This is a genomic window from Rhodanobacter sp. BL-MT-08, assembly GCF_054161255.1.
Genome location: NZ_CP167872.1, coordinates 305896 through 329708 on the forward strand (window position 1 = coordinate 305896; position 23813 = coordinate 329708).

A 23813-nucleotide genomic window follows, 5' to 3' on the forward strand; every position below is an offset into this window, starting at 1 on the left:
TCGGAAGTCGCCACGCTCCTGATGGACAAAGTTTCACCGGTCCCAGCGAGCGGCGAGTCAAAATGGCACTGCAGCGCGCCGTGCGTACTGGTTGCAGCCCGAGAGGCGGCGGGGTGGTGGGCCCACGAGGACTCGAACCTCGAACCAAAGGATTATGAGTCCCCTATTAGTCTGTTCCGTCAATTCTCAAAGTTCCCGTTCGGTCCTTATCTTTTGCCGTTCTTGGCGCATGGCGTTCCCATTGAGTTCCATGTAATGCCGTGCGATCCTGCGCATATCAGGGACCCAGTAGGGACTTTCCACACCGCTCGTCGGTCAGGACACGGACATGGGCCTCACAGCTCGCGCGTTGGCAAATCTGGAAAATGGATCATGGCTTACTGAGCCGGGAAACCGGAACGAGGGCGCCTTGCGTGCAAAAGGGAGCGAACATGGCGCACGCTTCTATTATCGTTACAGGGACAGTAAAGGATCCTACGACGATCTGCCCATCGGCAGCTTTGACCTGCATGGCAAGCGCGGTTTAAGTCTCGAACAGGCGAGAGCGAAGGTTCGAGACCTTCGCACACGTTATATGGCCGGCGAACGCGACCTCAGAAGGGCACTCGAGTCTCAGCAGCGCAGCGACGTACTACAAAGGAGCGCCGAGGACGAACAGAAGGGACTTCTGGAGACTCGCGCGCGAGCGACTTTGGGTGCCTTGCTAGCCGCTTACGTCGAGCAACTTAAGCGAGACGGCAAATCTAGTGCGCATGCCGTTGAAACCGCTGTTATGCGTCACGTTGAAATTCCTTGGCCGAAGCTGTGGAACACGCCAGCTGCGGATGTAAGCGCTGAAGACCTTCTGAGCATGATTGCTCGGGTTGCTAACGCAGGCACGCTTCGGGAGGCTGCAAAGCTGAGATCCTACCTTCGGGCCGGTTACGGTGCCGCCATTCGTGCGAGGCAGGACGCGCGCGGGCTTGCTGCCCTGCGTGATCTAAAAATTACAAGTAATCCGGCCCGTGACTTGGTGACCGTTGAGGGTGCGTCCAAAGCGCGCGATCGTGCATTGTCTGTTGCCGAGTTGAGGAGCTATTGGAGACGTATCCAAGGCATAGAAGGTATAGATGGTGCAGTTCTGAGGTTTCACCTGTTGACTGGCGCGCAGCGTATTGAACAGCTGGGGCGAGTAATCGTCGACGACTACGATACGGACATGCAGTGTCTTCGCTTGTTGGACCCTAAGGGGCGGCGAAAGACGCCGCGAGCCCATGATGTGCCACTGATCGAAGAAGCATTGTTAGCGATGAATGATATGGTGGCACTCCCCCCTAAGCCAGAAGATCCCAAGGGTTCAAAAAAAATCAGGCTCGGGAGGCTTGGGCCGTTCGTCTTTACAGTTACCCACGGTCAAAGCGGAGCAGGTTATTCGTCCGTACAAGATCGCCTGCTGCCCGTGGTGAATGCAATGAAAGCGGCAGGTGAACTTGAGAAAGGAAACTTTACGCTTGGGGATCTACGTCGTTCCGTTGAAACCAGGTTGGCGGCCGAGGGCGTCTCTTCAGACACCCGCGGCCAGCTGCAGTCGCATGGCCTTGGCGGCGTACAAAAACGTCACTACGATCGGTACGAGTATCTCAAGGAAAAGCGCGACGCCCTTGATGTGCTTTATCGCTTGTTGAGCGGAAAGCGACGCCGGGCAGAAACAAAGATGCGCAAAATTCGTTGAGTGCGATGTCTGTGGGGCTATGGGGGATGTTCAAATAAATTTGAAAATCAACAGTCTTAAAGTATCCCATCCGCGTTCGCTACAAGAAGCGTTGCAGATCTACGCCCGTATTTCGGAAATGCACACGTTAGCCTGCGCTGTTCATAAACACGAGAAACCTTTTGAGGACGTTCTGCGTAGTATTGAACAACGTTCCAGACGCGTCGGAGGCGAAAAAAAAGATCAAGGCAGAGAGCAGGACGAATACGAAATCGTATTCGAAGACGAAGACGAAGACGGATTCGGAGCCAGAGCGAGATCTAGTCTGGACATCGAAATGTTCGTTAGGCCCGGCAACAGCCTCCCACCGATCGAGGTTTCGCTAGCCTTCTGGGTTGACGTAAATAATGCATTCGAAGATAGGGCTAACGATCGAGCCTGGCGTTTGCTGGACAACGTTTACTGGCACCTAGGGTTCGCCGAAGGCATTTTGGGTAATCCAGCCGGGGAAATTTTTCCGGAAGCTCTCAATGACGACGTAGCTACTCTGGAAGCTCAGCTTAAGGATGCACTTCCGCGCGCACTGGGATCGCCATCTTCAGGCGATCTGAGAAGAGAGTATCTCCGTGGCTTGAGGACTGGCCTGCTCGATAAACAACGGGCCAAGAACCGGCGCAGCAGAGGCAAAAGTAAGGGCAATAAGGTAGCGAGTGATAATATTAGGGAAGATCAGGAAGCCGTCGCTCGACTGATAGAAGAAAAATGCCCAGTTAAAGGATGGAAGTCATCGACGGGCGTGGATGTTATCAAAGCCGTGCTCCCCGCCTACCGAGCGATTCTCAAGGCACGCCAACCTAAGGCACGAGCCGAAGAGCAGACGCTCTTAGATGAGAAAATCTCAGCAAAGGCGGATCGCGTATCAAAATTGGAAGGCTCCGGCGTCGGCAAAGGTAAAGCACCAGTCGGACCAAAAAAAGCTGTTCTTGCTACTGAGGAGTCCATGGATCCGTCCAAGCGTCTAGAGGTTTGGCTTAACAAGAAAGGGGTCGTCAGAGATGCTTGGTTAAAAGGACGGTCAAAGGGTAGTTGACATTTCCCTTTTATGAATTTGAGGGACTGACATTTACGTTGGCATCCTTCTGTATTTCCAGAACATGAAGCTCGTCAGCCGTACCGGACTTATGATGGCATCAACGGACCCGGTGCCCCCCCAGGGCAAGATATGACGCTGGTGGTTGGTCATTTAATGGCAGACGGTCGCTATCGGCCACAAGCGGACCGTCTGTCGCCACAGGCGCGTGCGCATTGGGTTCATTGCGAACGGGGGCGCTGCCGACTCTAACGCGGAATGCGCTTACAGATGCCCCTGGTCGATGTCCCCTGTGGGTCGGGACCGCACAATTAATTGCCACCAGCGGGCTGGACAGCGTCGTCCGACACAGGCGTTAAGTAGAACCGGGACTCGCAGACTTGACGGCGGCGGTATTCCGAGGCTTTTTAAACTTATAAGTCGGAGCCCTTGTCGGCCCCTTTGAGGTCGTGTAGGTAGAGGGTATTTGCTCGACAGGTTTGGGAGGCTTTGGGTGCTTGACCCGTTTTTCCGGCAACGAGACAAAAGCGAAATTCGGCTCCATCAGGTCACTTCGGCCTTTAACCCAGCCTGATACAGGCTGACGCCTGGTCGGCCTCTTGTATTTCGTAGCCACCTCAGCCTTCTCTGGCACAATCACAGCAGCGTCAGTTTCGACCAAGGGTGTGCATTCTTTCCCTGCCAAGAGTTTTGGTAGATTTCCTGTCTCGAACGTATGGCGTCTGCCCCCGCCCGGAGGCAAGAGCCTTAGCCAATAATCCGGCTTGGTCAGCCGCGCGCCGAACCGGTATAGGGCGCCCCTTTTTCGGGTGTCGCCAAGGGCAACATCGCCAAACAGCATTGTGTCCTCAGGATGCGGTGGTTTACCTGCACGGCAGTTCCACTGTAGCGCTCTTTGGGCACCCGCAACCTCGGTCCACATGTCGGCGATCTCCGACCCTGTGATCTCATCTGTACCTGCTGGGCGACCGTTGAAGAACAACAGCCAGTCCGCGTGGAACGACGTCAGCAATCCGTACTCAATCTTGTATACAAAGCCCACAAGACTGACGCTGTACTTGTCGTCTACTTTCTCCTTGAACAGTTTCATCTCCGACTTCATCTGGTCGAAGGTAACGAGGCTTTCAAGGTTGATCCGCCCCGGATTGGAAGTGCGATCTTTCAAGATCGCACGGGCCACCCGCAACGTCTGTTCCGGCTCAGGCATGCGGTATTTCAAAGCCACGCGAACAACCTGCAGTTTCTGATAAGTATCAAGCAACGCGTCGACGTACTTGGTGAACCTTCGGTAGTTCTTCATTGAGGACTTATCGTGGTTTTTCACCAAGTCCTCGAAGACCTTCGTCTTGGCTTCGCTACGAATTCGCTCCAGGCATTCTTCGAGGTCACGGTCGCAGTTCTGCTCTCCGTACATGCGAGACTTGAAATTGAACGGCTCAACGTGGCGCATAAACAGGTCGAAATGCGGCTCGTAACGATGGATCGGGAAATGCAACCTCATCGTCGCCATGTCGCTATGACGAACCGCCAGACCAAACTTTACCCACAGGCTTTCCGGATCTTTGCTCACTCCGACCAAGTCGTCCGTTGCAGCAATGATCCTTTTGATTATTCGCGCCACGTCCTTGATCTTGCATACAAGGGTTAACTCATCAGTGGAATGCGCGTTGATGTTGCCGTGATTGTCGGGCACATGCAGGATGGTCCGGGAATTCAGGCCCCGAGCGATTTCTCCACCTTTACTTTTCATCTGCTATCGATCCGTTCCGTTTTATTATGGATGCCGTCAGACGGTATGTCGCCGATCGTAGTGCTGGCTATACCCAACTCCCGCGAATGACTGACATGGTGAGCAATCGCCTAGGTGGGCTGATCCGCTCGCCAATGGTTTGAGCGTTTACCGCGACTATGCGCCGGCAGCCGATCGGCCGACCAAACTGGTCAGTTCCGACGTTGATTCGCGTTGAAGTTTCGGTCGCTGCTCATGCCGCTTCCTACTCCTAGCTGCGAAGCGCGTTCTGATTGCCGCATTCCTTTCCTCAAGACGCCCCTTTATCGCAGCGTCACGCCTGGCAATGCGGGCCGCAACATAAATACCGACCTCAGACTCAATCCAGGCAACTATCGATCCGGGGTTGGACTGTGGTCCCAGTTCTATGGGTGTCGGGAAATCGGGGTCGAAACCGGACTCGTCCGGATCCATCCGCCGGTACAAAGTTGAATTGCTGATCTTCAGCAATTTCAACAAGGCCGCCCGGCGCATCAAGCCCATTTCTTCGAATACGGTTGCCGTCACTTTTGCTGCGTTCCTTGGTGCAAGGGCGCAGATTAAAAGACGGCTTTAGGCAAGTCCCAAAGTCCGCTTGGAGTATTTCTTTTGCGCGAGTGGAATCTCCCCGCTGCTCCGCATGAACCACGACACTCTCCACAGGCGGGTGATATCAGTGATACCCCGTCTAGCTGGCCCACTGGGATCGGCTAAAGCACTCGTGATGAATTTGGTTACCGCACATTTTGTTTGGCAAGAGGCACAAAAAGTTAGTTTCTAGGGCGGAAAAGTTAGTTCCCAAGGCTGAGAAGTTAGTTCCCATGGCTTCAAACCGCGGCTCCAAGGGCAACTCGACGAGTGAGATCGCCGACCGGGAATCGTTAAGAAATTCTGGCGCCTAGTCCAAGGGGGTCTGACTGCCTAATGCCGTGAAATTTCGACATGGGGGTGCGCGCTGACAACAGATGACTTCGTACTTGTTCTAAATCGCGCCGATTAGAGCGATGACGGCCACAACATTCTGCAGCTGTAAACCGAAGGTGATCACAAGAGGGAACACTGTCATATGTAACAAAAAGTTTTCATTGAGGAATTCGATATGAGCCAGATAAATTTGGTCAAGCCCCTGGTGGCGCCCGAGTACCGTTACAGCATTTACCGCGGCGATTCGATCGTTTATGACCTGATCCGTTCGGTCAATTGTGGTCACGCACGTAACGACTTCCAGAGGTGCAAGCTTATTGTTGTCCATACCTCTGCAGCCAAGGAAGCGGTGTTGTTCGAAACGGACGATATCCAAATTCGCGAGGCCGACTATATTTTTGTCGTGTGCGCCACGATTGACAACGACAATCCGTTTCCAGCGTATGAACGCGATGAAGCCATTCGTTCGGGTTCCATTGTCGCTTCGGCTCTGATCACGGCGGTAGTAGAACATGGTCTGGTATCGCAACGGGTATTGCACTTGGACGATGTCGGAATCGCTCAGGCACTTGGTATGGAAGCGGCTGACGTTGTCGTGACGTTGGTAACTGCACGTTTCATATCGGAGGTTGAGCTTGCCGGCAGCTTTAGTGATGACTATGAGCCCAAGGCAGACATTGTCTGGTTTGCTTAGTCGACGAACCCGGGCTGCCGTTCGCATGTCTGGACTCGGCGGCGCGGCGGTCTACAAAACATCCGGCCGAAAGCCCGTTAGGCATGCTTGTATCGCAGATCACTCGCGTCAATGATCAAAGCGACATGACGGGTCGTAGCGCTAGGGTGGAAAACAAGCCTCAGGGAGATTGGTTCAAGAAGGTGGGCGTGATTTGCGGCGAAGTATCAATATGCCGCTTCGCGTGGCGCTACGTTCAGACATCCGCTGCCTTGTTTACTGATGCGCCGCAGACGCAGCGGCGCTCAGCCACTCCGCCTCTTCGCAACGTATGCTTTCTTTTCCTCTTCCGACATGAGCCTGACACGAGCTTGCCCTAAAGGTCGCTCGGGGATTCGATCGACGTTTTGTTCTTTCAGCGTACGGTGATCGACGCGCACTTCGTACCCGCCCCTGGCGAGTGCAGCGTTTTGGATCTCAGCACATTTGGCACGCACCGCGATCATGTCGTTTCGAAGTTCAACCCGGTCTTTGCCGCCCCCTCGTTTTTTGCGCCCTCCCTTTTCGGGCTGCTTTGGGTTGTACCGTTTGAATATTTGCTCCAAGGGTCGTGATATCCCGTCATCCATGCGGTCTGAAAACATCACATGCACATGTACGTTGAGTTTGCCTTCGATAGATGAGATGGTTTCATGGATCGCATACTCGTAAGGGCGGTCGCCCACCAGTTCTTTCACTAGCTGTTCTACCAACTCAACGATTTCTCGCCGACTCAACTGCGAAGGGAGACTGAAGACGTACTCTTTGTAGGGCGCACCGTTCGCTCGCTCGCATCTATCTGCCGCGCCCCAAAAGGCTATCGTGTTGCCATTAACGCAAGGCGGCATGTTGCCGTAGCTGCGGTAAACTAGATCTTCTCTTGTGCGGTGCTTGCCTTGTCGGGTGATGTAAGAGGACTGCTCTATTGCCGATCCCTTACTTCCGCTCTTGATTCGCATATGAAACATGGCCGTCTCCCAGGTCGTCTTATCGGATTTAAAAAAAAAGCCCACGAATGTGTTCGTGGGCTTGGGGTTTTTGTGATCTTAGATGCGACTTTGAAGAGAAAGGGTAAGTGCACGCTCCGCTCTCCTCCCCTCTATAACCTAGTAAGAGGGGTGCTCTTGCTTGCGCCCTACTCAACGTTCTTTGTTGATCATGAGGCGCTATGCCTGACTACCTAACTCGTACTCAACCCATAACCATAAGCAGAGCAGTAAACATTTACTGCTCCCTTGCTAAAGGGTCGCGTCGCGTGTGAGTACGCATAGGAGGCATCGTCAACCAGCGATGCTGACCATCTGGGCGATAGCCATTAACGGACGTATGTGGCGAATTGCGCCTACAGGCATCTACTCCGGCTGCTGACATCGTCCTGGACGATGAGGGCGCACTGTAGGGCTGCTCCGTGAGTCTGGCCCGATCCGGCTAGTGTCAGGCGATAGCCGACACTGTACCTGTCAGGTAGAACCGATGACCGGAGTACCTTCAGACTTCAAATGCTTCATGCATCGCACTGGAGTATTCGACGGAGAGTTGGCTGTTATTGATATGGTCGAACGTAGGCTGCTCATAGCCTAGATGAACTAGACGGGTAGGCGTCTACATGTGTAGCGGCGCGGAGCCATCTGCATGGCGCGTCATCAGTATCTCTTGTCGGCTATATGCTTCAGCGATAGGTGCTCGGTACTCGTCATCAGTGCGATTAGTGAACCGGTGGCCGTGGGAGAACTTTGTTTAATGGTTGTTCTCAAGGTTAAGGGGGAGCGTTAACCTTAAGCGGCGGAATCAGAATAGAAATTTGCTTGGACACTGTGCGCAAGCCACACAATGCGTTCGTCGCGGCAGGTGAGTATTCAACAGGATATGTAGTCGCTCGCCACTAAAGGGCGTAGCTGTGGTTCTTGTAGCCACGCTATGCAGTCTGAGGCATGTGGCTGAGCCTTAGATTCTGATGGCAGCTAGCCATGCCAATATCTCTTACTTACCAAAGCATCATATGAGAGCAACCACACATCACCTGCTGCACTGACTTCTCAAGCTCAGCAAACAGACCCTCGGTCTAACGGAGGCGATGCGAGCGCTGTATGCGTTCGAAGGCCTTACCAGCGACGGAGACGCAATGGGTGGATTCTGCACTCGGTGTTGTGCAGTTTTTTGCTGACACAAGTATAAGTTATTGAAATGCATGATAATCAGCGTAAGCGCCGTCGTCTCTGCTTTGTCTATGCTACGAGGCAACATAAAGTTGGCTGGCGCCTTTCAGCGGGTTTCCTGGCCCCTGGCTGGTAGTTCCGATGCGCGCGCCTAGAAGATGCGCAGCGATGCATGCAGGCATGAGCATCTTGCCGGGCCGACACTTACCGGTAGTTCGTGTGCTCGTAGCGAATGATCAGAATGCCGGGCCGATGGAAGTGGCCACGCTCGTTAGCAACGAAAGTCGACCGGCCGACTTCGGCCAAAAGCATACGTTCAACGCTGGAATTGAGTGGCGGCGTAGCCGTCGGCCTCGAAGAATTGTTAGGTGGCGCACCGATTCGCTATGGCCTAGGAAAAGAAGCTGTAGTGCCGTCCGCATAACGCAAAAGGCCATTCCAGCTCAAGCCTATGACAACAGGCTTTCCTCGCTTTCGCGACATGACGATGGCGCCAGGATGATAAAGGTGCCGAAGACCGTCAGGCGAGAAGCGCGTTGACATGCTTGGGATTCCCCCTGTTTCAAGGTTATGGGCCAACTCATCGTGAAAAGCAGCCAATAACGGCATTCCATGAACTGTCACGTACGCGCCAGCCAAAATTGGCCCTTGGTGGGTAACGAAATGGAGTGGCGTAAAGCTAGCTCCTCCTGATGGGCGATGGTTTGGGTCTACGCCATCTACGCTGTAAAGACCAAGCTTCGCCGGAACTTTAGAGTGCCCAAATATCGCGCGCACGATATCAGGCGAAGGGCGCCACTTTTGGGGACCAGTCCATCCTGCGGCTGCGACGTTTATTACAGTTTTTAGTAGCCACCGCTCAAAGAGTTCACCCTCGATGTTTATCGATCCATCAAACAACTCTTCATTGGCGCTTGCTTGAAATTGCGCGATCTTCCCTGCCGTTGAATCGAGAGGACTAAGCAACGAGTTGTGGTGCCGGCAGAGAATGTTTGCTTTCTCTGCGCCATGCGTTGGCTCCCCGTGCCTGATGCGTTGAACGCCTTCGATGACAATTGGGCATGAACAGCCAGCTTTGAAGATGGCGTTGCTAAATATGTGCTCGCCGGACATTGTGTCGCATCCGCCAAGAGAGTTTGCCCAGCATCTATCCATCGCACCCTCTCTATCTAACCAACTTTTCGAACCCTGGATTTGCCACCTAACGCCTGAATTAAGCAGCGTTACGAAGCAACGGCTTGAATGAATTGTTAGGTGCCAGCCTGTAGATCTTTGAGCTTATGATGAAGCTCTCGGATACAGTCATCGACTTCTAGCGCGTTGAAGCTGTAGGCAATCGTGCTGTTGAAGTGTTTTGTGACGTCAATGCTTGAGAATCCACTTATCTCAAGAAGAGCTTGATGAGCTATCTCGTTCCTGAAATCCAATAGCTTTTTTACTTTCTCGATTAGCGGCTCATGCGGATCAAGCTTCTTCAGTCTTTTGATTAAAAGCCCTAACGACAGATCTTCCAGGCCGCTCAAGAGCGAGCCTTTCTTAGTTGCGTCCTCAACAAGAAATGCCTGCTTTTCGATATAGCGTTTGAGTCCGAACTCAAGGACTTGGAACCTGCCAAGTGCGACGAGAACGACCTTTTCGTATTTCGCTCGGATGACGTCTTGTCCATGCGATTCAGCGGCAGCCGTAGCAGCGGCTTCGACTATGTTCTTTACATCTTCTCTTGAAACTTTCATTGGCATCTGACTACCCAATAGACCGACCTAGGTCGGGTTATACATCTCGCATCAAGCGATATCCGCAGGTGCGATCCCCTTGCACCACTTGACGTTGCCGACCCTGCATCGGGTTATGCGTCCATCGCAAACCCCGATTGGGATCGTCCCACAATGAGCCTCATCGTGTTTTCGTGACCGGCAGCTTAGGGTCGACAAGCGACCTTCAGTAGGATGGTTAGCCCGTCGGCAATCTCGGTCAAGTCATGTGTCGAGCGCGGTCATCTGGGTGATACGAATCGGGATGAGGCCCGCGCTATTGAGACCGAGCTCGAAGGCGAGCGCTAAAGCTGTCATTAAAGGCACATGCGATGGCGTGCTGCTCGAATGAGGTTATGGAGGCAAAAAAAAAGCGCACGTGATCGTGCGCTTTTTTTTCTCCTAACCACCGTTAGGTACTGCCTTAGCTCCCGAGCCGTTCCGATATTGCGACAACGTGAGGCTCTTAAGCATCTAGTTCTTGGGCGCTGTTTTTCCTTGCTTACAGTCTTCGGTCCATTCGTCAATCTGGTCGTACGCGATAACGGCGTCGTCACCACGCTCTTTGCGGTAAGCGGCTTCCCAATCGTCAAGACAGGCGTTTCCCGTACCTGGAATCTGCACGCTCCCAGACAACGCATCCGCGGGCGAACTAATGCTTGAGGCGCGGCCTGGTTGGGCTTTAGTGGATTCCTGAGGGCCTTCTGAAGGCACCGCCCTGCTTGACGCAGACACCGGTTCAGATACGACGTGTCCGGCGTTCAAGTTAAAAGTCTGCGTCGTTCCGCTGTCGTTTACGACAAGATTGGTCCCGACCAAAGACCCTTCGCTGAAGTGCAGGTCAAAAAGCAGTTTTCGATCTACGTCCCAGGCTTTAGCTTCGCCATCAAGCTTTCCTTGCTTCCAATGTGAGTCGATGTGGGCGGGGCTGGTTAGGGCGTGACCGAGGTCAATCTTCGCGTCCCAGCAACTCGTATGTATCTGATTGTAAGTCTCCGTAACGCCTATGCTTTGATCGTCCCACTCTCCTTCGCGCTGGCCGTCGGCGAATACACCTTTCTGTAAAGGATCGCCCTGCTCGAGAACCTTTACAAATGCTCCGTTGGGCTTACCGTCTCGGAACTCGGTCGTTGACTTGAATGTCCCGTCATCCGTGCTGAAGGTCCCAGAGTCGATTTGACCAGCCTTATAGATGGCGTTGATGGTCGCCTCGCCTCGGGTGTTCCACTGCTGGACGGTGCCGTCCGCTAGACCGTCCTTCCAGTCAACCCGACCAATTAGCTGCTTTCCATCGTAGGTATAGGTTTTAACCGTGCCTTCGAGCTTTCCCGCTGACCATGATTGATCCTTGATCAACTCACCGGTATCTGCGTTGTACAGCGTTGACGGGCCATCGAACTGCTCATCCTTATAGTGGAGGACGAAGGCCTTGCGACCGCCGGTACCTTCGCACCAGGCGTCTCCATCGGGTAAGCCTTTAACGTAGTGCTGTTCACATCCTGACAAGACCTGAGTCACTGGGTGACCCGGAACGGTGGCGATGTTCGCTGTCCAATAGTCCTGAAGATTGGAAGGAATCGTGTCTTTGAACGCAACGATACCGGTAAACGGATCAGTGCTGCCGTGCTTGTATGCCAAGCCGCCGTTGTTGTCGATTTGTCGCGAGTCCAAGGTCTCCTGGCCGCACGCCGTTAGCAATGCACCGACAAGCGTGAATAAAGCAATCCCTACCGTTGTTTTACGCATGAGAAATCCCCTGTAGTCCGAATGAATGTTTTGCAACGCTTTACGGTGTTGCTCTTGCTGTGGTGATTGTCTCGAGACTGCTTTGGGCTTCGTTCCAGCCGTAACGCAGTCCCGCCACGATCCCGCCGGCTGTAATCACAAGCACGGCGAGCGCCATGAAGAGCGATAGCGCGATATCTCCCGATGCCAGACCACCGAGTCCGCTGATAATCAGGCCGCCGGCGACGAGCATGGCCAGCGCACGCCCGATCACGCCGAGTCGACGCTTCGCGGTCCATTTGATGGCAACAGTTGGCGACTGGTCAGCCATCGCATAGGTCCAGCCCCTTTTGGTCGAGTTGCGGACAAGTACGCCCAGCGTCAGGCCGATGACAGCCAGCATGAGGTTGGCGGCGGTCTCCTCGTTGGCCGCGACTTGTCCTAAAACGGCTGCAATGATTAACAGGTCCGCAGCGGTGAGTCCCCCAATCCACAGGTTTGATTTCTTTTGGCTCGAAGTCAGATGAAATTGGCGCATGGTTTAATTTCCTTATTGGCTTGGTTTGCGGTGGGTAAGGTTTGACGAGCAACACGAAAGTCGGGATTCGCTCGCCCACGAACTTGCGCGTAAATCCCTTCTCTTACGGGTTTCAGTTCGTTGCAGTTCCTCAACCGTCCGCGGACGGCTGGTGACCAGTCGCCTAGCGACGTCGCCCCATCCCTAACTGGACGCTCTTTTGCTGATCGCCCACGATTAGGTGAACGCGCCGACGGCGTGCTTTGGCTTAGAACGGCGATAGATACATTCCCCTTCAAGTGCTCGCGGCATCCCTGCGAAAGTGAGGGACTAAAGTCCCCGCGAGAATACCTATTAAACAGGTATAAATCCTGAATTACATATAACGCATAGTCAGGTATAGCTTCGTTGACCGTCCCTCTAGGTCCGGTCATGAAGCGAACTTCTCTCTACAGCGAACGGCATGCGGTGCTTGTTGACTATCTGCGCGAGCTGAGGGTGCTTCGCCACCTCACGCAGGCTGAAGTGGCTGAAACCATCGGCCGGCCTCAGACCTATGTGTCAGACATCGAGAAAGGCAAGCGAGGCTTGGACTTACTTCAGGTGCTGGACCTTTGCGAGGCCTACGACGTGTCGCTTCCGGCCTTTTCGGTCGAATTGGACCAACGATTAAAGAAGCTTGCGAAGCCCTCTCGGCGAACGAACCGCTAGCCTCCGCGCTTGGCGTCTAAAAGCTCGTCCTTACAAAGGCGAATCGTCAGACTGATACGGCGTCATGATCGTGCCGCATTGCGGACACTCGTCATCGCACATTGCGTCCCAGGCATCCTCCCATTCGGTGTTGCAGTTGGTGCACTTGTAGAAGTTTAGGTAGCGCAGGGAAGGCTCAGAAGCACGGAAGCAGCAGCTCATATCAGCCCGCGCCCCGCCATGCTCACGCAGTCAGCACCCACAACGATGTGATCCAGAAGTCGGACCCCGATGAGTTTCAGTGCATCGCGTAGCTCGTCCGTGATAACGCGATCAGCCGTGCTGGGCTCTGCCACGCCGCTGGGATGGTTGTGAGCAAAAATGGCGGCGCAGGCGTTGACGCTCAAAGCTGCCCGCACCACTTCCCGCGGGTAGACGCTGGCGCCGTCGATCGTCCCCGTAAACAGTTTTTGACAGTCGATAATCTGGTGTCGGTTATCCAGCCACAGAACATGAAACTCCTCATGCGACAAACCACCAAGGCGCATGCGCAAGAAGTCGGATGCATCGCTTGGATTGGTGATGGCTCCCAGCCGTCTCAGTTTGTCTATCAGAATGCCTTCCGCCGCGGCGAGAACATCCTGTTCGGTCGCCGCGGCAAGGTTGTAGGTGACGCTAGTGTTTGAACGAACACATTTCATAATGGTGCTCCTGAGTGATGGACGGGCAAACAAAAAAGGCCCGGCAATGAGCCGGGCCTTTGAGCGCTTGGGTGTTTGATTAAAATCGCAGTGGTCCGCTAGATATGGGCCTAGCGGGTGGGTCGGATAAAACGTGCCGAACCTAAGTCAGACGTAGCGCGAAGTCTCTAGCTGAGCAACATCAACGTTTCATCCCACGCCTTCTTCTTAAGCTCAGCCCCTTGACCAAACCAGGCCGCGTCGAGACGGTGGCCGTCGCTGCGTGCACGGCGATGGTGGTCGACGTATTCCGTCACCGAATTGACGAGGCCCCACGCGGTGTTGGCCGCAGACCTCATGTAAGCGCCTTTACCACGCCCTTCGAACAGCGCCTGTACGGTCTTGAGTGCCCGCTCATTAACCGCCGTGGTTTGTGTTTCGGAGACGTTGGTCGTGGGGTACGTCAGTATTCGCTGCAGCAACGCTTCCACCGTCTTTGCATTGACCCTGCATTCGGACAGGGCTTTCATGCGCTGCATAAAGTCGTCCCACGATGCGATCGCGATACCGAGCTGCTGCTTAACCGCTTTTGCATCGAACTGAGTCCGATGCGGCACCTTTACCGCACCGGCATCCCTGCTGAGAGCGACGGACAAGGTGTTCTGGCAAACGACCCTGACCGATGTGAATTGGGCAGTAGTGGCCAGCGAGCCGTCGCATGCCGTGGCGAGCAGTAGATAGCCGTTGACCTGATCGCCACCTTTTAACATCGCGCTCTGGCCTGTGCGTGCGAGCGCCCAGAACTTCCTGCCCTCTTTGAGAACACCGGCCGTCTCTAACTCAAAACCCGCAATTTCCGTGAGGTCACGGTAGAACTCCAGGATCTCCGAGGGCTGGACCACGTGGTAGCGATCGGAGACGATGGCCAAGGGTGCTTTGGTGTCAGAGCGGTAGAGAACTTTCTGGCCCGGGAAGGTGGAGCTGACGTCCGCGTCGAGGCCGCTGTCGAACAGGACGTCTGAAGCCTCGATGGACCAGCGCATGCCGGCTTGTTCAGCCCAGACTTCGAGCGGTTGATGAGGTGCAAGCGATTGACCCAGCCCATGCCAAGGGACCTCGTTGACGTAAGCCATAGATTGAACGGAATGCATGAGTGAACTCCTAAAGAGACAGAAATACGCATAGAGCCCGGCCGAAGCCAGGCTCTATGCGTATCAAGAGGAAACAAGGGATAGGGCGGACGCCCCGTTTAGGCTGGCCATTCGGTCAGCGCGCTGTAGGCGAGAGCTCTAGTCGAACGAGTGGCCGCACTCCTTGCAGAGATAGACGGCCGTGACGGACTGTTTTATCGTTTCGCCGATGAGGGATCCGGCGGCACAACCGGTCGCGCCGCCACGAAGGCCGCCGATGATCGCGTTGGCAATCAAGTGGAGGCGACGACCGTTAACGACAGTCGCGTCCGCAAGGGCCGATTCCGCCAACGCCGATGACACACCACGTATGGCACCCGCCACACCGCCCGTGGCTGTGGCGGTCTTCTGAACGTGATGCTTAAGCGCCGCAAACGCTTCCGCGTTGCAATTCGGACACGTGGTCATAGGGCTGTATTCCCCGATGAAGGTCGTGCTTCACCAGCGGCTCGATGAGTTTTACCGCAAAGGAAACCGATAAAGAAAACGATGGCGAACGCCACGAGGCTTTCTAGGATTGGATAGTTGATGATCACGATTCGCTCCAAGGGTCTGATAGCTGAAATGAGGAAATCAGCTGATACACGAGAGCACTTTGTTGCTCTCCCTTGGGTTATGTAGATCTCAAATAATTTTGATTGGTGTATCGGTCCATAGCGGTCTAGCGACCTGATCCAATAGCGATATAGGCAACTGGTTACCTACAACAGACGAACCACTGGCAATAGCCAGTTTGGCAACCACTGTCTTCGGTCGCAGTCGACAACGACCGGCAGAAATCGATCCATTTGAGCCGGTCGAAAACGGCTGAGTTAGGCGATAGCAGAGCTCACGCGTGAGGTCGGGAATGCTAAGGTCTCTCGCACTGATCTTGCGCAATGCGCAAAGAAACCAAAACGGGGCAGGGGATGTCGATCTTCGAGGAAACAGTTTCGATCATAAAAACGGCTGAGCGCTTAGTCATTGGACCTCGAGTCAAATCACGCTGGGCATCGATCGAATCTATGATCGATGCCGTTGTGCACGTGCCTTGGTTCCTCCTGATTGGTATCCGGGAACACTTAGCAACTTTTGGGTTCGGGCTGTTTCTTGTTCCTGTCTGGTGGTGCATCCTCGTCGCCATCATGTTGGTGACTGGCGGAAATCCGGCTGCGAACCTTCACGCGTCGAACGGCTGGGTTGTCGCTGGCCTGATGGCTATGGGCTCAGTACTTTTCCCTCTTCCGAGCCGGTCTGCTCGGCTGAGTGTTCGGCCTCAACATGTCGCTAGCCTTGCGGCGTACATCAAATCCGTCGCTCCGGATGAAGCCACCATCAGTTTGCTCCAGTCTGGCATGGCGGCGCTGGACTCCGTAGCCAGCATGCGGATTACCCGCATTAACTGGATCCTAGGCATATGTTGGGCTGGCCTAGTTTGGGCTGCGTTGCATTGGGTGTTTACGACGGAAGTGTCCGATGCATTACGCCAAGAAGCTATGTCACGCGTGCTTGGCGGGTTTCTGATCTTCTTGTTCTTTGGTATTGGCGTTATGTCCTACGAAGCCGCGGTTCGCATCGTGAAACAGACCATCGACTTTGCCTTTCTTCAGGCGAGCGATGTGCGAGAGCAGAGCGGTGGTGGATTGGCTGCGGTTGGACACGGTGATTAGCCGCTGCTATCTCGGCTAGGACAGGGGGCCGGTTCCGGCCAAGAGCGGCCATTCGGCCCGAGGGCGGGGCTGTACCATGAGCGATGCTATGGCTACAGCCGTAACAGTTCCTGCTGCAGAAATCCCGCGCCGCGTACCCCTTCGTCCACCAGCCTGTCGGCGAGCCGAATGATCCGTTGGCGTAACGCCTCCGTTATGGTGCCTTCGTGAGCGGCAATAACGGACTTCAGCAATGCAACTGTATTCTCGCCATGGATTTGCCAGAACGGGATATCGGCAGCGCGGACCTCAACTGTTGTTTCGATCCAGCCGAGCGCTGGCTCCGGCATCCAATCGCGTCCGCCAAGGCTCAGGAGCGTCGTGAGAGCTGTAAATACTGTCGAGTTGGCGCCTAGTTTGGCGACGGCTTTCTCGACGGTGGATAGAAACAGCGAAAGGTGCCGCCAGCCTGGATCTATAGCGCACGCCAGGGGTGAGAAGCCCGTATTCGCACAAAAGAAAAGGCTGAGAACGCAATCGGTGTACTCGCGGTCGAGATGTTCGCAAAGCGGGTTAGACCCCTCCGGATTAGCGATCACCCAATCCGCCAAACGCCGCCAAAACGTCAAGTCTGCTTCGGTGATCTCTGTCGGTGTCACTAACGCACGCAACATGAAATCGTGCATGACGGTGTGGAGCAGCAACAGTGCGGTCTCGTTTTCTGCCGCTAATATCGGTGAGATAAGCCGCTCCTTGGCCTCCAATTCTGGAATGGCGGCCAGAACTCTGCCGAGCCATGCCGAACAGGCATAAACCCATTCAAACGGTGTGTCGCTGCGATTTTCGCGGCGCGAATCCGCAAACGGCGGCAATACTTCCATGATTGTAAAATCGCGCAGCTGGCACGCGAATGTGGTGACGCGTTGGGTTGCGTCTGGACTCCCCGTCAACGCGGCGAGTGGCGCCTTGAGGATGAGTGCTTCCGCAACGTGCCATAGAAAGACGCGTGGGTTGCGCTGATAGCCGTTAGTTTCTGGCGATGCTCGGTAACGGGACACCCGCTGCGCGGCAGGCCGGCGCCGCAAGCCACCAGCCCAATCCTTGAACGCAGTCCAGGAGAAGCGCGGTTGCTTGATCCACGGCATCGGAATCGCAGGTAATTTGGGAACAGCATTCCTCGCCAGTGCCAGCTTTGCCCGGCGCAATAGCTTTTGGTTCGCTGCATGCTCATGAGCGTCCGGAACGACATTGTAGTGATTGGGGATATGGTCGCGATCGGTAATGGATCGCCCGATCACGAGGTCTACCAAGACCCAGCAGAACGTCTGATATTTGGCCGCGTAACTCACCATGCTGACGAACACGGCTGCGGCAAGGTGTTCAAGGGGGTGCAGCGCCGCATGGAGCAACGCAGCCTGTGCATTCGGTACAAGGCGGTCGCGCGCGAGAAGCCCGGAATAACCATGCACCGCAAACACCTTCGGGTGCATGGCAAGAACAGAGCTACGGAGTAGGAAGTCGCGCTGCATCTCGGGCGCTGTGGCGGCGCGATGAAGCATCTCGACCGACCAGGCGAAAGCTGCATCATCATCGGTATAGCGCGCCAGAACGAACGCGACCCCGGCGATCGCCACGGCTCGTTGTTGTTCATGAAAGTCCTCCGTCAGATCGAAGGCGTTGTCCTTGTCGATAGCTTGAACCCGGTGCCAAGCATCGGACAACGTGATCTTCGGATCGACCACACCTTTCTCAAGCGCTTCGTTCGCCCACAGGGCGAGAGCAAAGTACTCGCTTAACCGCGCGTGATCTCCAGACTGCTCCTTGAAGCGTTGCGTGTGGGTTGACGGCGCATCACACCAAATGACATATCCATCTCCATCGCGCGCCTGCTGTACCTGCCAGTTGTCGAGAACGCCGCGTTCGGCAAACACCGCCATCTTCTCGGTTAGTTCGGTGACGCGATTGCTGTTCTTCTGCTCTTCTTCATATTCAAAAGGAAGATGTTGCGGGAACGCAGATATACCAGTGAGAACCCGCTCTCGGAGGTCGTCGTCACCGGCGAAGATCAGATAAGGTAGTAACTCTCGGATATCGTGTTGCCGATGCGGTCGTTCGTTCAACTCCTTGTTTGCTGTTAGCTCATGTCGGTACCTATACCAATTCCCCATTTGATTGACCGGATGCCGATCGCCCATCCAACGCGCGATATCCCAGCCCCAAAGATGCGAGCAAGTAAGGAGCGATGCGGATTGCGCGATTGAGGCTTGCGGAAATGCGAGACACAGACTCACGGCCAATCCCAACACGGCAACAGACTCGTTTCTGTCCATCACCTTGTTCAAGACATCGGCGAACAGTGCGCCGGAATCCAGTTGCTGGAGTGCCCACCACTCTAGTGCCATGAGCGCGCAGCGCACCGCATCGCTTCCCCACATCCCACGGAACCAGAGATAGACTTGATGATCGCCCCAGAATTCGCGGGGATTGCCGTCCCACGACACGATCACAGGAAGAGGGGTTGCAGGAGCGTAGTGTGCGGGATGGGTGCGACTCCAACGCCACACAGTGATGGCGTGGTTGCAGAAAGCGTGGATGAGACGTAGCCCCTCGCTTTCGTGTAACTGTAGTAACAGTAAAAAGGGTAATTGAACGGGCGACGCCGGATAGAAATGCCGGTCTGACGCGATGCCGAGGTTATCGATCAAGAAACGCGCATTGCTGTAGAAGTGATCGTCTTTGTCGTCTTTTGGATGATCTAGAAACGCCGCCAGCATGAAGTTAACTAGTGCGGTCGGCAGATGTCGCGCCAACGGCAACGCGCTTTCCATGATGGCATCGCGGTAAATACGCCGGCTGTTATCGGTTTGTGTCTTGTCTGCTAGATAAGCCTTGACCACGTCTGGGTTCTCAGCTGCCGATCCCAGGAAGATCGCGCGCAGAGATTTTTGGAGCTTCTGATCATCTTCATAGGACAAAGAGAGACCGAGCGGATCACGGCGATCTGAAAAACTGTCGGGATGAAGATCACGCTCGACCTCCGCAAGCCAATCGCAAGCGAGGGTGCCTATTTCACGGCAATGCCGGACGTTCTGTCCTGCAAACAGATCCTGCCAGCTAGAGAAGATCGGTAGAAGATCTGGAATGACCGTTCGTGGCAGGCTTGTGATGTGTTGCATGAGCCAGTCGAGAAAGCGTATCCATACCGTAATGCGCGGCTTGGCCGTAAGATTTGCATATTTGGACCTGTCTGCGGGGTCGATATGCGGCGTCTCTGACTCGTTGAGGAACTGTCCGTTTGGTACGACCTCGATCGTTCGTAAGGCGAGCATAAGTTTTTGCAGTGCTTGCGCGTCTTCTGCCACAAGATAGGGCGTTAGGGCGTTCAGTAACGCCGTAGTACGTGTTGACTGCAGACAGGAGAGCAATACAGCACGTTGCCACACGGAACGAAGCTCAGGCGCGGCGGTTTCCGCGATAAGACGTTCCCAAGCTAGGGGCGTCATCTCGGTCTCAAGCAAATAGGTTCCTAGCAATTGCACGGGCCGGATAAGAATCTGGGCTTCTTCGGAATCTCGCACAAAAGACACGACGCTCGAGCGATGGCGAATCAGGGTTTCGCACAGCGTCCATTCTTCGAAAATGTCGTGGGCGAACACCACGCTATGACCCAGCTCAACATTTCTGAGCACACCGGCGGTAGCGAGCCGCTCGATTGCGTTCACCGAAAGTCCGCCCAATCTGATGGCGGAGCCTGGGGACTGTGCAAACCGTTCGCCGAGTGCGATCAAGGTTTCGCGCTGCTCCTGGGCGAGTGCGAAGCCGGTTTGGTCGGTGCCACCAAACGACCACCACAATTTCATCAGGGCGGCTTCCGTCGCCGGCAGCGCCGCGTCGCTCGTGCCTTGTGCGCCGAGCGTGAGAAGCGCATTGAGAAAGAAAGGACGATGCAGGATAACGTCGATTGATTCTTGCGCCAGAAGCGGCCGTAGCCGCGGAAAATAGGCGCTTACCGTATTCCGTTCATCGAGTTCCAGTGGCGCCACCGTGACGCTGGCTAGAGGTAGCGCATTGAGTACCGCGCTATCGATCCAGGTTTCGAGATGCCGGAGATTCTGTTCACGCACCGTCACCACGACCTTCCAATCGGAAAGATGGGGCGTGGTCGCGATAGTGCGCAAGATGTCGTTGACGGTGATCTGCACAGCCGGATCGACGATTTTGTCAATTCCATCGATGAACAGAATCGGTTCACCTGAGCCCGCGAGATCGGTCAGTACCTCGGCGCAGTCGGATCGAATACCCAGCACATTGGCAAGGGCCGCCCAGCCCCTCGGCTGGATGCGCGCGTCCTTGAGCACGAAGATCGGGCCGAGACGCGCGCTTTCCTCAGCAAACTCCCTGAGCAGCGCCGATTTCCCGGTGCCGGGCTCACCAATGAGCTGAATGAAGCGAGCGGCGTCGAGCGCGCTCCGCAACGCATTGCTGGCTGCGTGACGGTGCAAGCGAAGGCCCGCAATATCCGCCTTGATCTCGGCCAAGGCCCGCTGGGATTCCTGACCAATCGCGAGAAGCGCTCGCCGCCGCGTGGCCGACGGTTCGGCCAATACGAACCCGTCAGTGCGCATCTGTTGTCGGAGCGTAACGCGATCGAGGCTGCCGGCAAGCGGAATGAGGCGACCGGCTTGAGCAATGAGATGATCCCAGAGCTGCCCTGCACGGCTTTCCGGATCATCCGTGAACAACGCACGCAGACGATCGCGTACCGCCTCAGCGTCGCGCGAGACCTCGGCGGTTTGAAAGTCAAAATGAATGATGAGCAGACATTTCAGGAATTCCCAGAGCTCGTCATAGGTGAGGGCCCGTCCGGCATGCGCGGTGAGCGCATCGCGGATGGTTTGCACAAACGCGACCTTCGCTTCACTGGAGAAATCCTTCTTCTCGATACGCAGAAAGAAGTCTTTTGCGCTGTCGCTATAGCGTGCCCAGGACAGCACGGATTGATAGTGGTCATCGGCACGAGCGTTATAACGGCCGATACCGACACCGAACCGCATATGAATGCGATCAAAATCATAGGCGATGAATGTATTCCAAGCGCGCTGAAGAATATCGATCCAGTTCTCATCACCAGCAGTAAACGAAACCTTGTTCTTAATCTGCAGATGAAGCGCGGTAGCGACGCCATCATCAGTGGTGCCTGCCAATACAATGTCATCGAGAGGTGCACCCCAATCCCCACGTTGAGTGCTGACACTGGTGATAACGTTTCCCAGCAAGCCGCGTACCGGTAGCTCGCAAAGGAGCGCCGCGAGATAGTAGGAAACAACCGTGGTCTCAAATTGGGAGCCACCGCCACCACTTGCATAGGGGCTTGTCATGAAAACGATTTTGCTCGAGACGGTAACGTCACAGTGGGCCAGCACGAAGGGTGACTTTATCCGATTCCTGGCCTCTTCTCGAACTGTCCGAACAGCCCCCGATGAATGACCGCTATGGGTCGGTCAGCGACCATCGGAAAGTTCAGCCAACCGACCAGTCTGCGCCCTCGAACCAATGGTCAGTGACCGGCCAAAAGCTGCCAGTCTTGTCGCGTATCAGCCAACGTCCAAGAAGGGTCCGTTACGGACGGTCGACGTGGGTCTGTCGCTGATCAGACTGACCGGTGAACTGGTCATCATCGGCCGGTCACATGATGCGTTCGACCCGTTGCACGCAAATGATCAAGCGCTTCCGCAGTCATGTGCCGGTAAGCGTATTCGATGAGATCTCGTACAAGTTCGAGCAAGCCGCCCCATGGCAGGCCATCGTAAGGATCACCGTGCGCCAGACCGTTTCGGATGCCGACCAACGTTGTCGGTGGCTCGATGAAGGTTCCCATGCGCGCCTCGCGTTCCTCTTCACTCATATACAAGCGACTGACCACTGGGCCATAGAGCCTTGCAGAGGGGAGCAAGCTGTCTGTCAAACCTTCATTTTCAACCATGTGGCGGAGTAGATCGTGCAGCATTGGAGGGCGCGGTTTGCCTTTGGCCTTTGCCGGGCCTTCATTTCGTTTCTTCACTTTTGGGACTGCGATCCGCCCACCATAACGGTCGAGCAATCCAAGTTCTAAGGCGACGACGGCAGCGAGTTCTCCCGCTTTGACGAAACCGTCTTCCAGCCAGCCGTAGGCATACAGCTTCTGGGCGAGATCGAACCTCGCCACCACAATCAGTGGCACCGCTCCGTGCAGATTGCACGCGCGTATCAGGTCCAGCCACTCAGCCGCGCGTGTGAGGTTACGAACTGCGCCAGGATTTCCCTGATCAGGCCACGGAACCGTTAACGGAGATGCGGAGCGATCCGGCCACGTGTCAGCGATTGTGATGTCGTCCATTTGAACTCCAGACCGATCAAGCGACCGAGATGGCGGATGGCTGCGGCTGAAACGCTCGCGCGTTTGAAACGCGGCCTCGCAACATCTTCACCCACAGCTTTGCCTGGTGGTCGACAGGGAGTGACTGCCACGGGACAAGGGTGATGCCTGCGGCGAGATAGTCGCCCTTCGCCTTCAGGGCGTCATAATTTTCCTGAAACGTGACGATGTGGACGCGCTCGCATTCAACCAGTAAGCGAATGAAATCGGCGGGATCCGTATTTCCTTCCTTGATGTGTGCTTTGACGAGCTGCGTGAGGCGGGTTTGAATTCGCAGAAAGTGCTCGAGTCGCAGCGTTTGCGTTGGATCGGCGGCCGCGGCTGCTGACACGGATCCAGTGAAAGAACGGATCCGCATCTTTACCCGACCGGCGCACACATGCGTATACCAAGCCCGCGCCATGCTCGGTGTCACGTTGGGCTTGTGCGCCAACCACATGACTTGCTCATAGATAAAAGTTAGCTCGTCGGTGAGCTTCGTATCCATCGGCGGGTCTTGGGTCATGTGATCGATGAGGGCGGGGACGATAAGTCACTGTAATCGTACCGCTGCCCGATGCGCTTAGCGCGCCATGGCGACAGCCGGTGCACCGACCACGGACAACGCTGCGCGTTGACACACCTTGAATGTCGGCTTTGGGTGGATCAGCGACCATTGGAAACCGTCGCCGACCGGTGACTTTCGGACAGTCGCTGAGTGACTTTCACAGGAAGAAAGCTGCCGTTACGGTGAGGGTTAAACTCGTGGCGCGGCTACGGGCATTGCAGGGACTGGCGATACCACGCCGCGAGAGCCTTGGGATCCGCCGCCTTAAAAAGATTCCAACGACACCGGTGATGTGACCGGCGTGAGGTTCGAACGCGGCCGTGGCCAGCC

General features: G+C 55.2%; 18 protein-coding genes. 5 read left to right on the forward strand and 13 right to left on the reverse strand.

The window, feature by feature from the left end:
• Positions 1–328 precede the first annotated feature (328 nt).
• Positions 329–1711, forward strand: coding sequence for a tyrosine-type recombinase/integrase (locus tag ACDK93_RS01255; protein WP_458070774.1), 1383 nt, complete (start codon positions 329–331; stop codon positions 1709–1711).
• A 40-nt stretch (positions 1712–1751) separates the two neighbouring features.
• Complete coding sequence (locus ACDK93_RS01260; protein WP_458070775.1) at positions 1752–2780, forward strand: hypothetical protein; 1029 nt, start codon at positions 1752–1754, stop codon at positions 2778–2780.
• Positions 2781–3135: 355 nt separating this feature from the next.
• On the opposite strand, the gene ACDK93_RS01265 is transcribed toward ACDK93_RS01260, so the two are convergent.
• Both ACDK93_RS01265 and ACDK93_RS01270 read right to left on the reverse strand, forming a co-directional pair.
• The gene (locus ACDK93_RS01265; protein WP_458070776.1) at positions 3136–4530 is read right to left on the reverse strand and encodes a hypothetical protein; all 1395 of its coding nucleotides are present in this window, start codon (positions 4528–4530) and stop codon (positions 3136–3138) included.
• A 156-nt stretch (positions 4531–4686) separates the two neighbouring features.
• Entirely contained in the window at positions 4687–5076 is a 390-nt protein-coding gene (locus ACDK93_RS01270) for a helix-turn-helix transcriptional regulator (RefSeq protein WP_458070777.1), read from the reverse strand.
• 571 nt (positions 5077–5647) lie between these two features.
• Here ACDK93_RS01270 and ACDK93_RS01275 point away from each other — a divergent pair.
• Positions 5648–6166 carry a hypothetical protein gene (locus tag ACDK93_RS01275; protein WP_458070778.1) on the forward strand — a complete coding sequence of 173 codons (519 nt, stop codon included), beginning with the start codon at positions 5648–5650 and terminating at the stop codon, positions 6164–6166.
• 284 nt (positions 6167–6450) lie between these two features.
• On the opposite strand, the gene ACDK93_RS01280 is transcribed toward ACDK93_RS01275, so the two are convergent.
• The 5 genes from ACDK93_RS01280 to ACDK93_RS01300 form a co-directional block, all read right to left on the reverse strand.
• Positions 6451–7152, reverse strand: a complete 702-nt coding sequence (locus tag ACDK93_RS01280) for a MobA/MobL family protein (protein WP_458070779.1) — start codon at positions 7150–7152, stop codon at positions 6451–6453.
• 1572 nt (positions 7153–8724) lie between these two features.
• Entirely contained in the window at positions 8725–9453 is a 729-nt protein-coding gene (locus tag ACDK93_RS01285; RefSeq protein WP_458070780.1) for a hypothetical protein, read from the reverse strand.
• A 137-nt stretch (positions 9454–9590) separates the two neighbouring features.
• Positions 9591–10079 (reverse strand): hypothetical protein, encoded by a 489-nt coding sequence (locus tag ACDK93_RS01290; protein ID WP_458070781.1) that lies wholly within the window; start codon positions 10077–10079, stop codon positions 9591–9593.
• A gap of 486 nt (positions 10080–10565) precedes the next feature.
• Positions 10566–11837 (reverse strand): hypothetical protein, encoded by a 1272-nt coding sequence (locus ACDK93_RS01295; protein ID WP_458070782.1) that lies wholly within the window; start codon positions 11835–11837, stop codon positions 10566–10568.
• Between the two features lie 40 nt (positions 11838–11877).
• The gene (locus tag ACDK93_RS01300; RefSeq protein ID WP_458070783.1) at positions 11878–12354 is read right to left on the reverse strand and encodes a hypothetical protein; all 477 of its coding nucleotides are present in this window, start codon (positions 12352–12354) and stop codon (positions 11878–11880) included.
• 411 nt (positions 12355–12765) lie between these two features.
• Between ACDK93_RS01300 and ACDK93_RS01305 the strand changes: the two genes are divergently transcribed.
• Positions 12766–13044 carry a helix-turn-helix transcriptional regulator gene (locus ACDK93_RS01305; protein WP_458070784.1) on the forward strand — a complete coding sequence of 93 codons (279 nt, stop codon included), beginning with the start codon at positions 12766–12768 and terminating at the stop codon, positions 13042–13044.
• 197 nt (positions 13045–13241) lie between these two features.
• On the opposite strand, the gene ACDK93_RS01310 is transcribed toward ACDK93_RS01305, so the two are convergent.
• From ACDK93_RS01310 to ACDK93_RS01320, 3 genes are all read right to left on the reverse strand, one after another.
• The gene (locus ACDK93_RS01310; RefSeq protein ID WP_458070785.1) at positions 13242–13724 is read right to left on the reverse strand and encodes a JAB domain-containing protein; all 483 of its coding nucleotides are present in this window, start codon (positions 13722–13724) and stop codon (positions 13242–13244) included.
• A gap of 167 nt (positions 13725–13891) precedes the next feature.
• Positions 13892–14854: a DUF932 domain-containing protein gene (locus ACDK93_RS01315; RefSeq protein ID WP_458070786.1), complete on the reverse strand. Its 963-nt coding sequence runs from the start codon at positions 14852–14854 to the stop codon at positions 13892–13894.
• A 138-nt stretch (positions 14855–14992) separates the two neighbouring features.
• Positions 14993–15301 carry a hypothetical protein gene (locus tag ACDK93_RS01320; RefSeq protein WP_179480831.1) on the reverse strand — a complete coding sequence of 103 codons (309 nt, stop codon included), beginning with the start codon at positions 15299–15301 and terminating at the stop codon, positions 14993–14995.
• 470 nt (positions 15302–15771) lie between these two features.
• Between ACDK93_RS01320 and ACDK93_RS01325 the strand changes: the two genes are divergently transcribed.
• Positions 15772–16542 (forward strand): hypothetical protein, encoded by a 771-nt coding sequence (locus tag ACDK93_RS01325; RefSeq protein WP_458070787.1) that lies wholly within the window; start codon positions 15772–15774, stop codon positions 16540–16542.
• 92 nt (positions 16543–16634) lie between these two features.
• Here the strand turns inward: ACDK93_RS01325 and ACDK93_RS01330 are convergent, their stop codons facing one another.
• The 3 genes from ACDK93_RS01330 to ACDK93_RS01340 form a co-directional block, all read right to left on the reverse strand.
• The gene (locus tag ACDK93_RS01330) at positions 16635–21899 is read right to left on the reverse strand and encodes a hypothetical protein (RefSeq protein WP_458070788.1); all 5265 of its coding nucleotides are present in this window, start codon (positions 21897–21899) and stop codon (positions 16635–16637) included.
• A 296-nt stretch (positions 21900–22195) separates the two neighbouring features.
• On the reverse strand, positions 22196–22897 hold the full coding sequence (locus tag ACDK93_RS01335) for a hypothetical protein (RefSeq protein WP_458070789.1): 702 nt from the start codon (positions 22895–22897) through the stop codon (positions 22196–22198).
• A 16-nt stretch (positions 22898–22913) separates the two neighbouring features.
• Entirely contained in the window at positions 22914–23423 is a 510-nt protein-coding gene (locus ACDK93_RS01340) for a hypothetical protein (RefSeq protein WP_458070790.1), read from the reverse strand.
• Positions 23424–23813: the final 390 nt, after the last annotated feature.

Coding starts and splice junctions, on each gene's coding strand:
- ACDK93_RS01255 (WP_458070774.1), top strand. CDS start 329: ATGGGCCTCACAGCTCGCGCGTTGGCAAATCTGGAAAATGGATCATGG.
- ACDK93_RS01265 (WP_458070776.1), bottom strand. CDS start 4,530: ATGAAAAGTAAAGGTGGAGAAATCGCTCGGGGCCTGAATTCCCGGACC.
- ACDK93_RS01275 (WP_458070778.1), top strand. CDS start 5,648: ATGAGCCAGATAAATTTGGTCAAGCCCCTGGTGGCGCCCGAGTACCGT.
- ACDK93_RS01280 (WP_458070779.1), bottom strand. CDS start 7,152: ATGTTTCATATGCGAATCAAGAGCGGAAGTAAGGGATCGGCAATAGAG.
- ACDK93_RS01285 (WP_458070780.1), bottom strand. CDS start 9,453: ATGTCCGGCGAGCACATATTTAGCAACGCCATCTTCAAAGCTGGCTGT.
- ACDK93_RS01290 (WP_458070781.1), bottom strand. CDS start 10,079: ATGCCAATGAAAGTTTCAAGAGAAGATGTAAAGAACATAGTCGAAGCC.
- ACDK93_RS01295 (WP_458070782.1), bottom strand. CDS start 11,837: ATGCGTAAAACAACGGTAGGGATTGCTTTATTCACGCTTGTCGGTGCA.
- ACDK93_RS01300 (WP_458070783.1), bottom strand. CDS start 12,354: ATGCGCCAATTTCATCTGACTTCGAGCCAAAAGAAATCAAACCTGTGG.
- ACDK93_RS01305 (WP_458070784.1), top strand. CDS start 12,766: ATGAAGCGAACTTCTCTCTACAGCGAACGGCATGCGGTGCTTGTTGAC.
- ACDK93_RS01310 (WP_458070785.1), bottom strand. CDS start 13,724: ATGAAATGTGTTCGTTCAAACACTAGCGTCACCTACAACCTTGCCGCG.
- ACDK93_RS01315 (WP_458070786.1), bottom strand. CDS start 14,854: ATGCATTCCGTTCAATCTATGGCTTACGTCAACGAGGTCCCTTGGCAT.
- ACDK93_RS01320 (WP_179480831.1), bottom strand. CDS start 15,301: ATGACCACGTGTCCGAATTGCAACGCGGAAGCGTTTGCGGCGCTTAAG.
- ACDK93_RS01325 (WP_458070787.1), top strand. CDS start 15,772: ATGCGCAAAGAAACCAAAACGGGGCAGGGGATGTCGATCTTCGAGGAA.
- ACDK93_RS01330 (WP_458070788.1), bottom strand. CDS start 21,899: ATGACAAGCCCCTATGCAAGTGGTGGCGGTGGCTCCCAATTTGAGACC.
- ACDK93_RS01335 (WP_458070789.1), bottom strand. CDS start 22,897: ATGGACGACATCACAATCGCTGACACGTGGCCGGATCGCTCCGCATCT.
- ACDK93_RS01340 (WP_458070790.1), bottom strand. CDS start 23,423: ATGGATACGAAGCTCACCGACGAGCTAACTTTTATCTATGAGCAAGTC.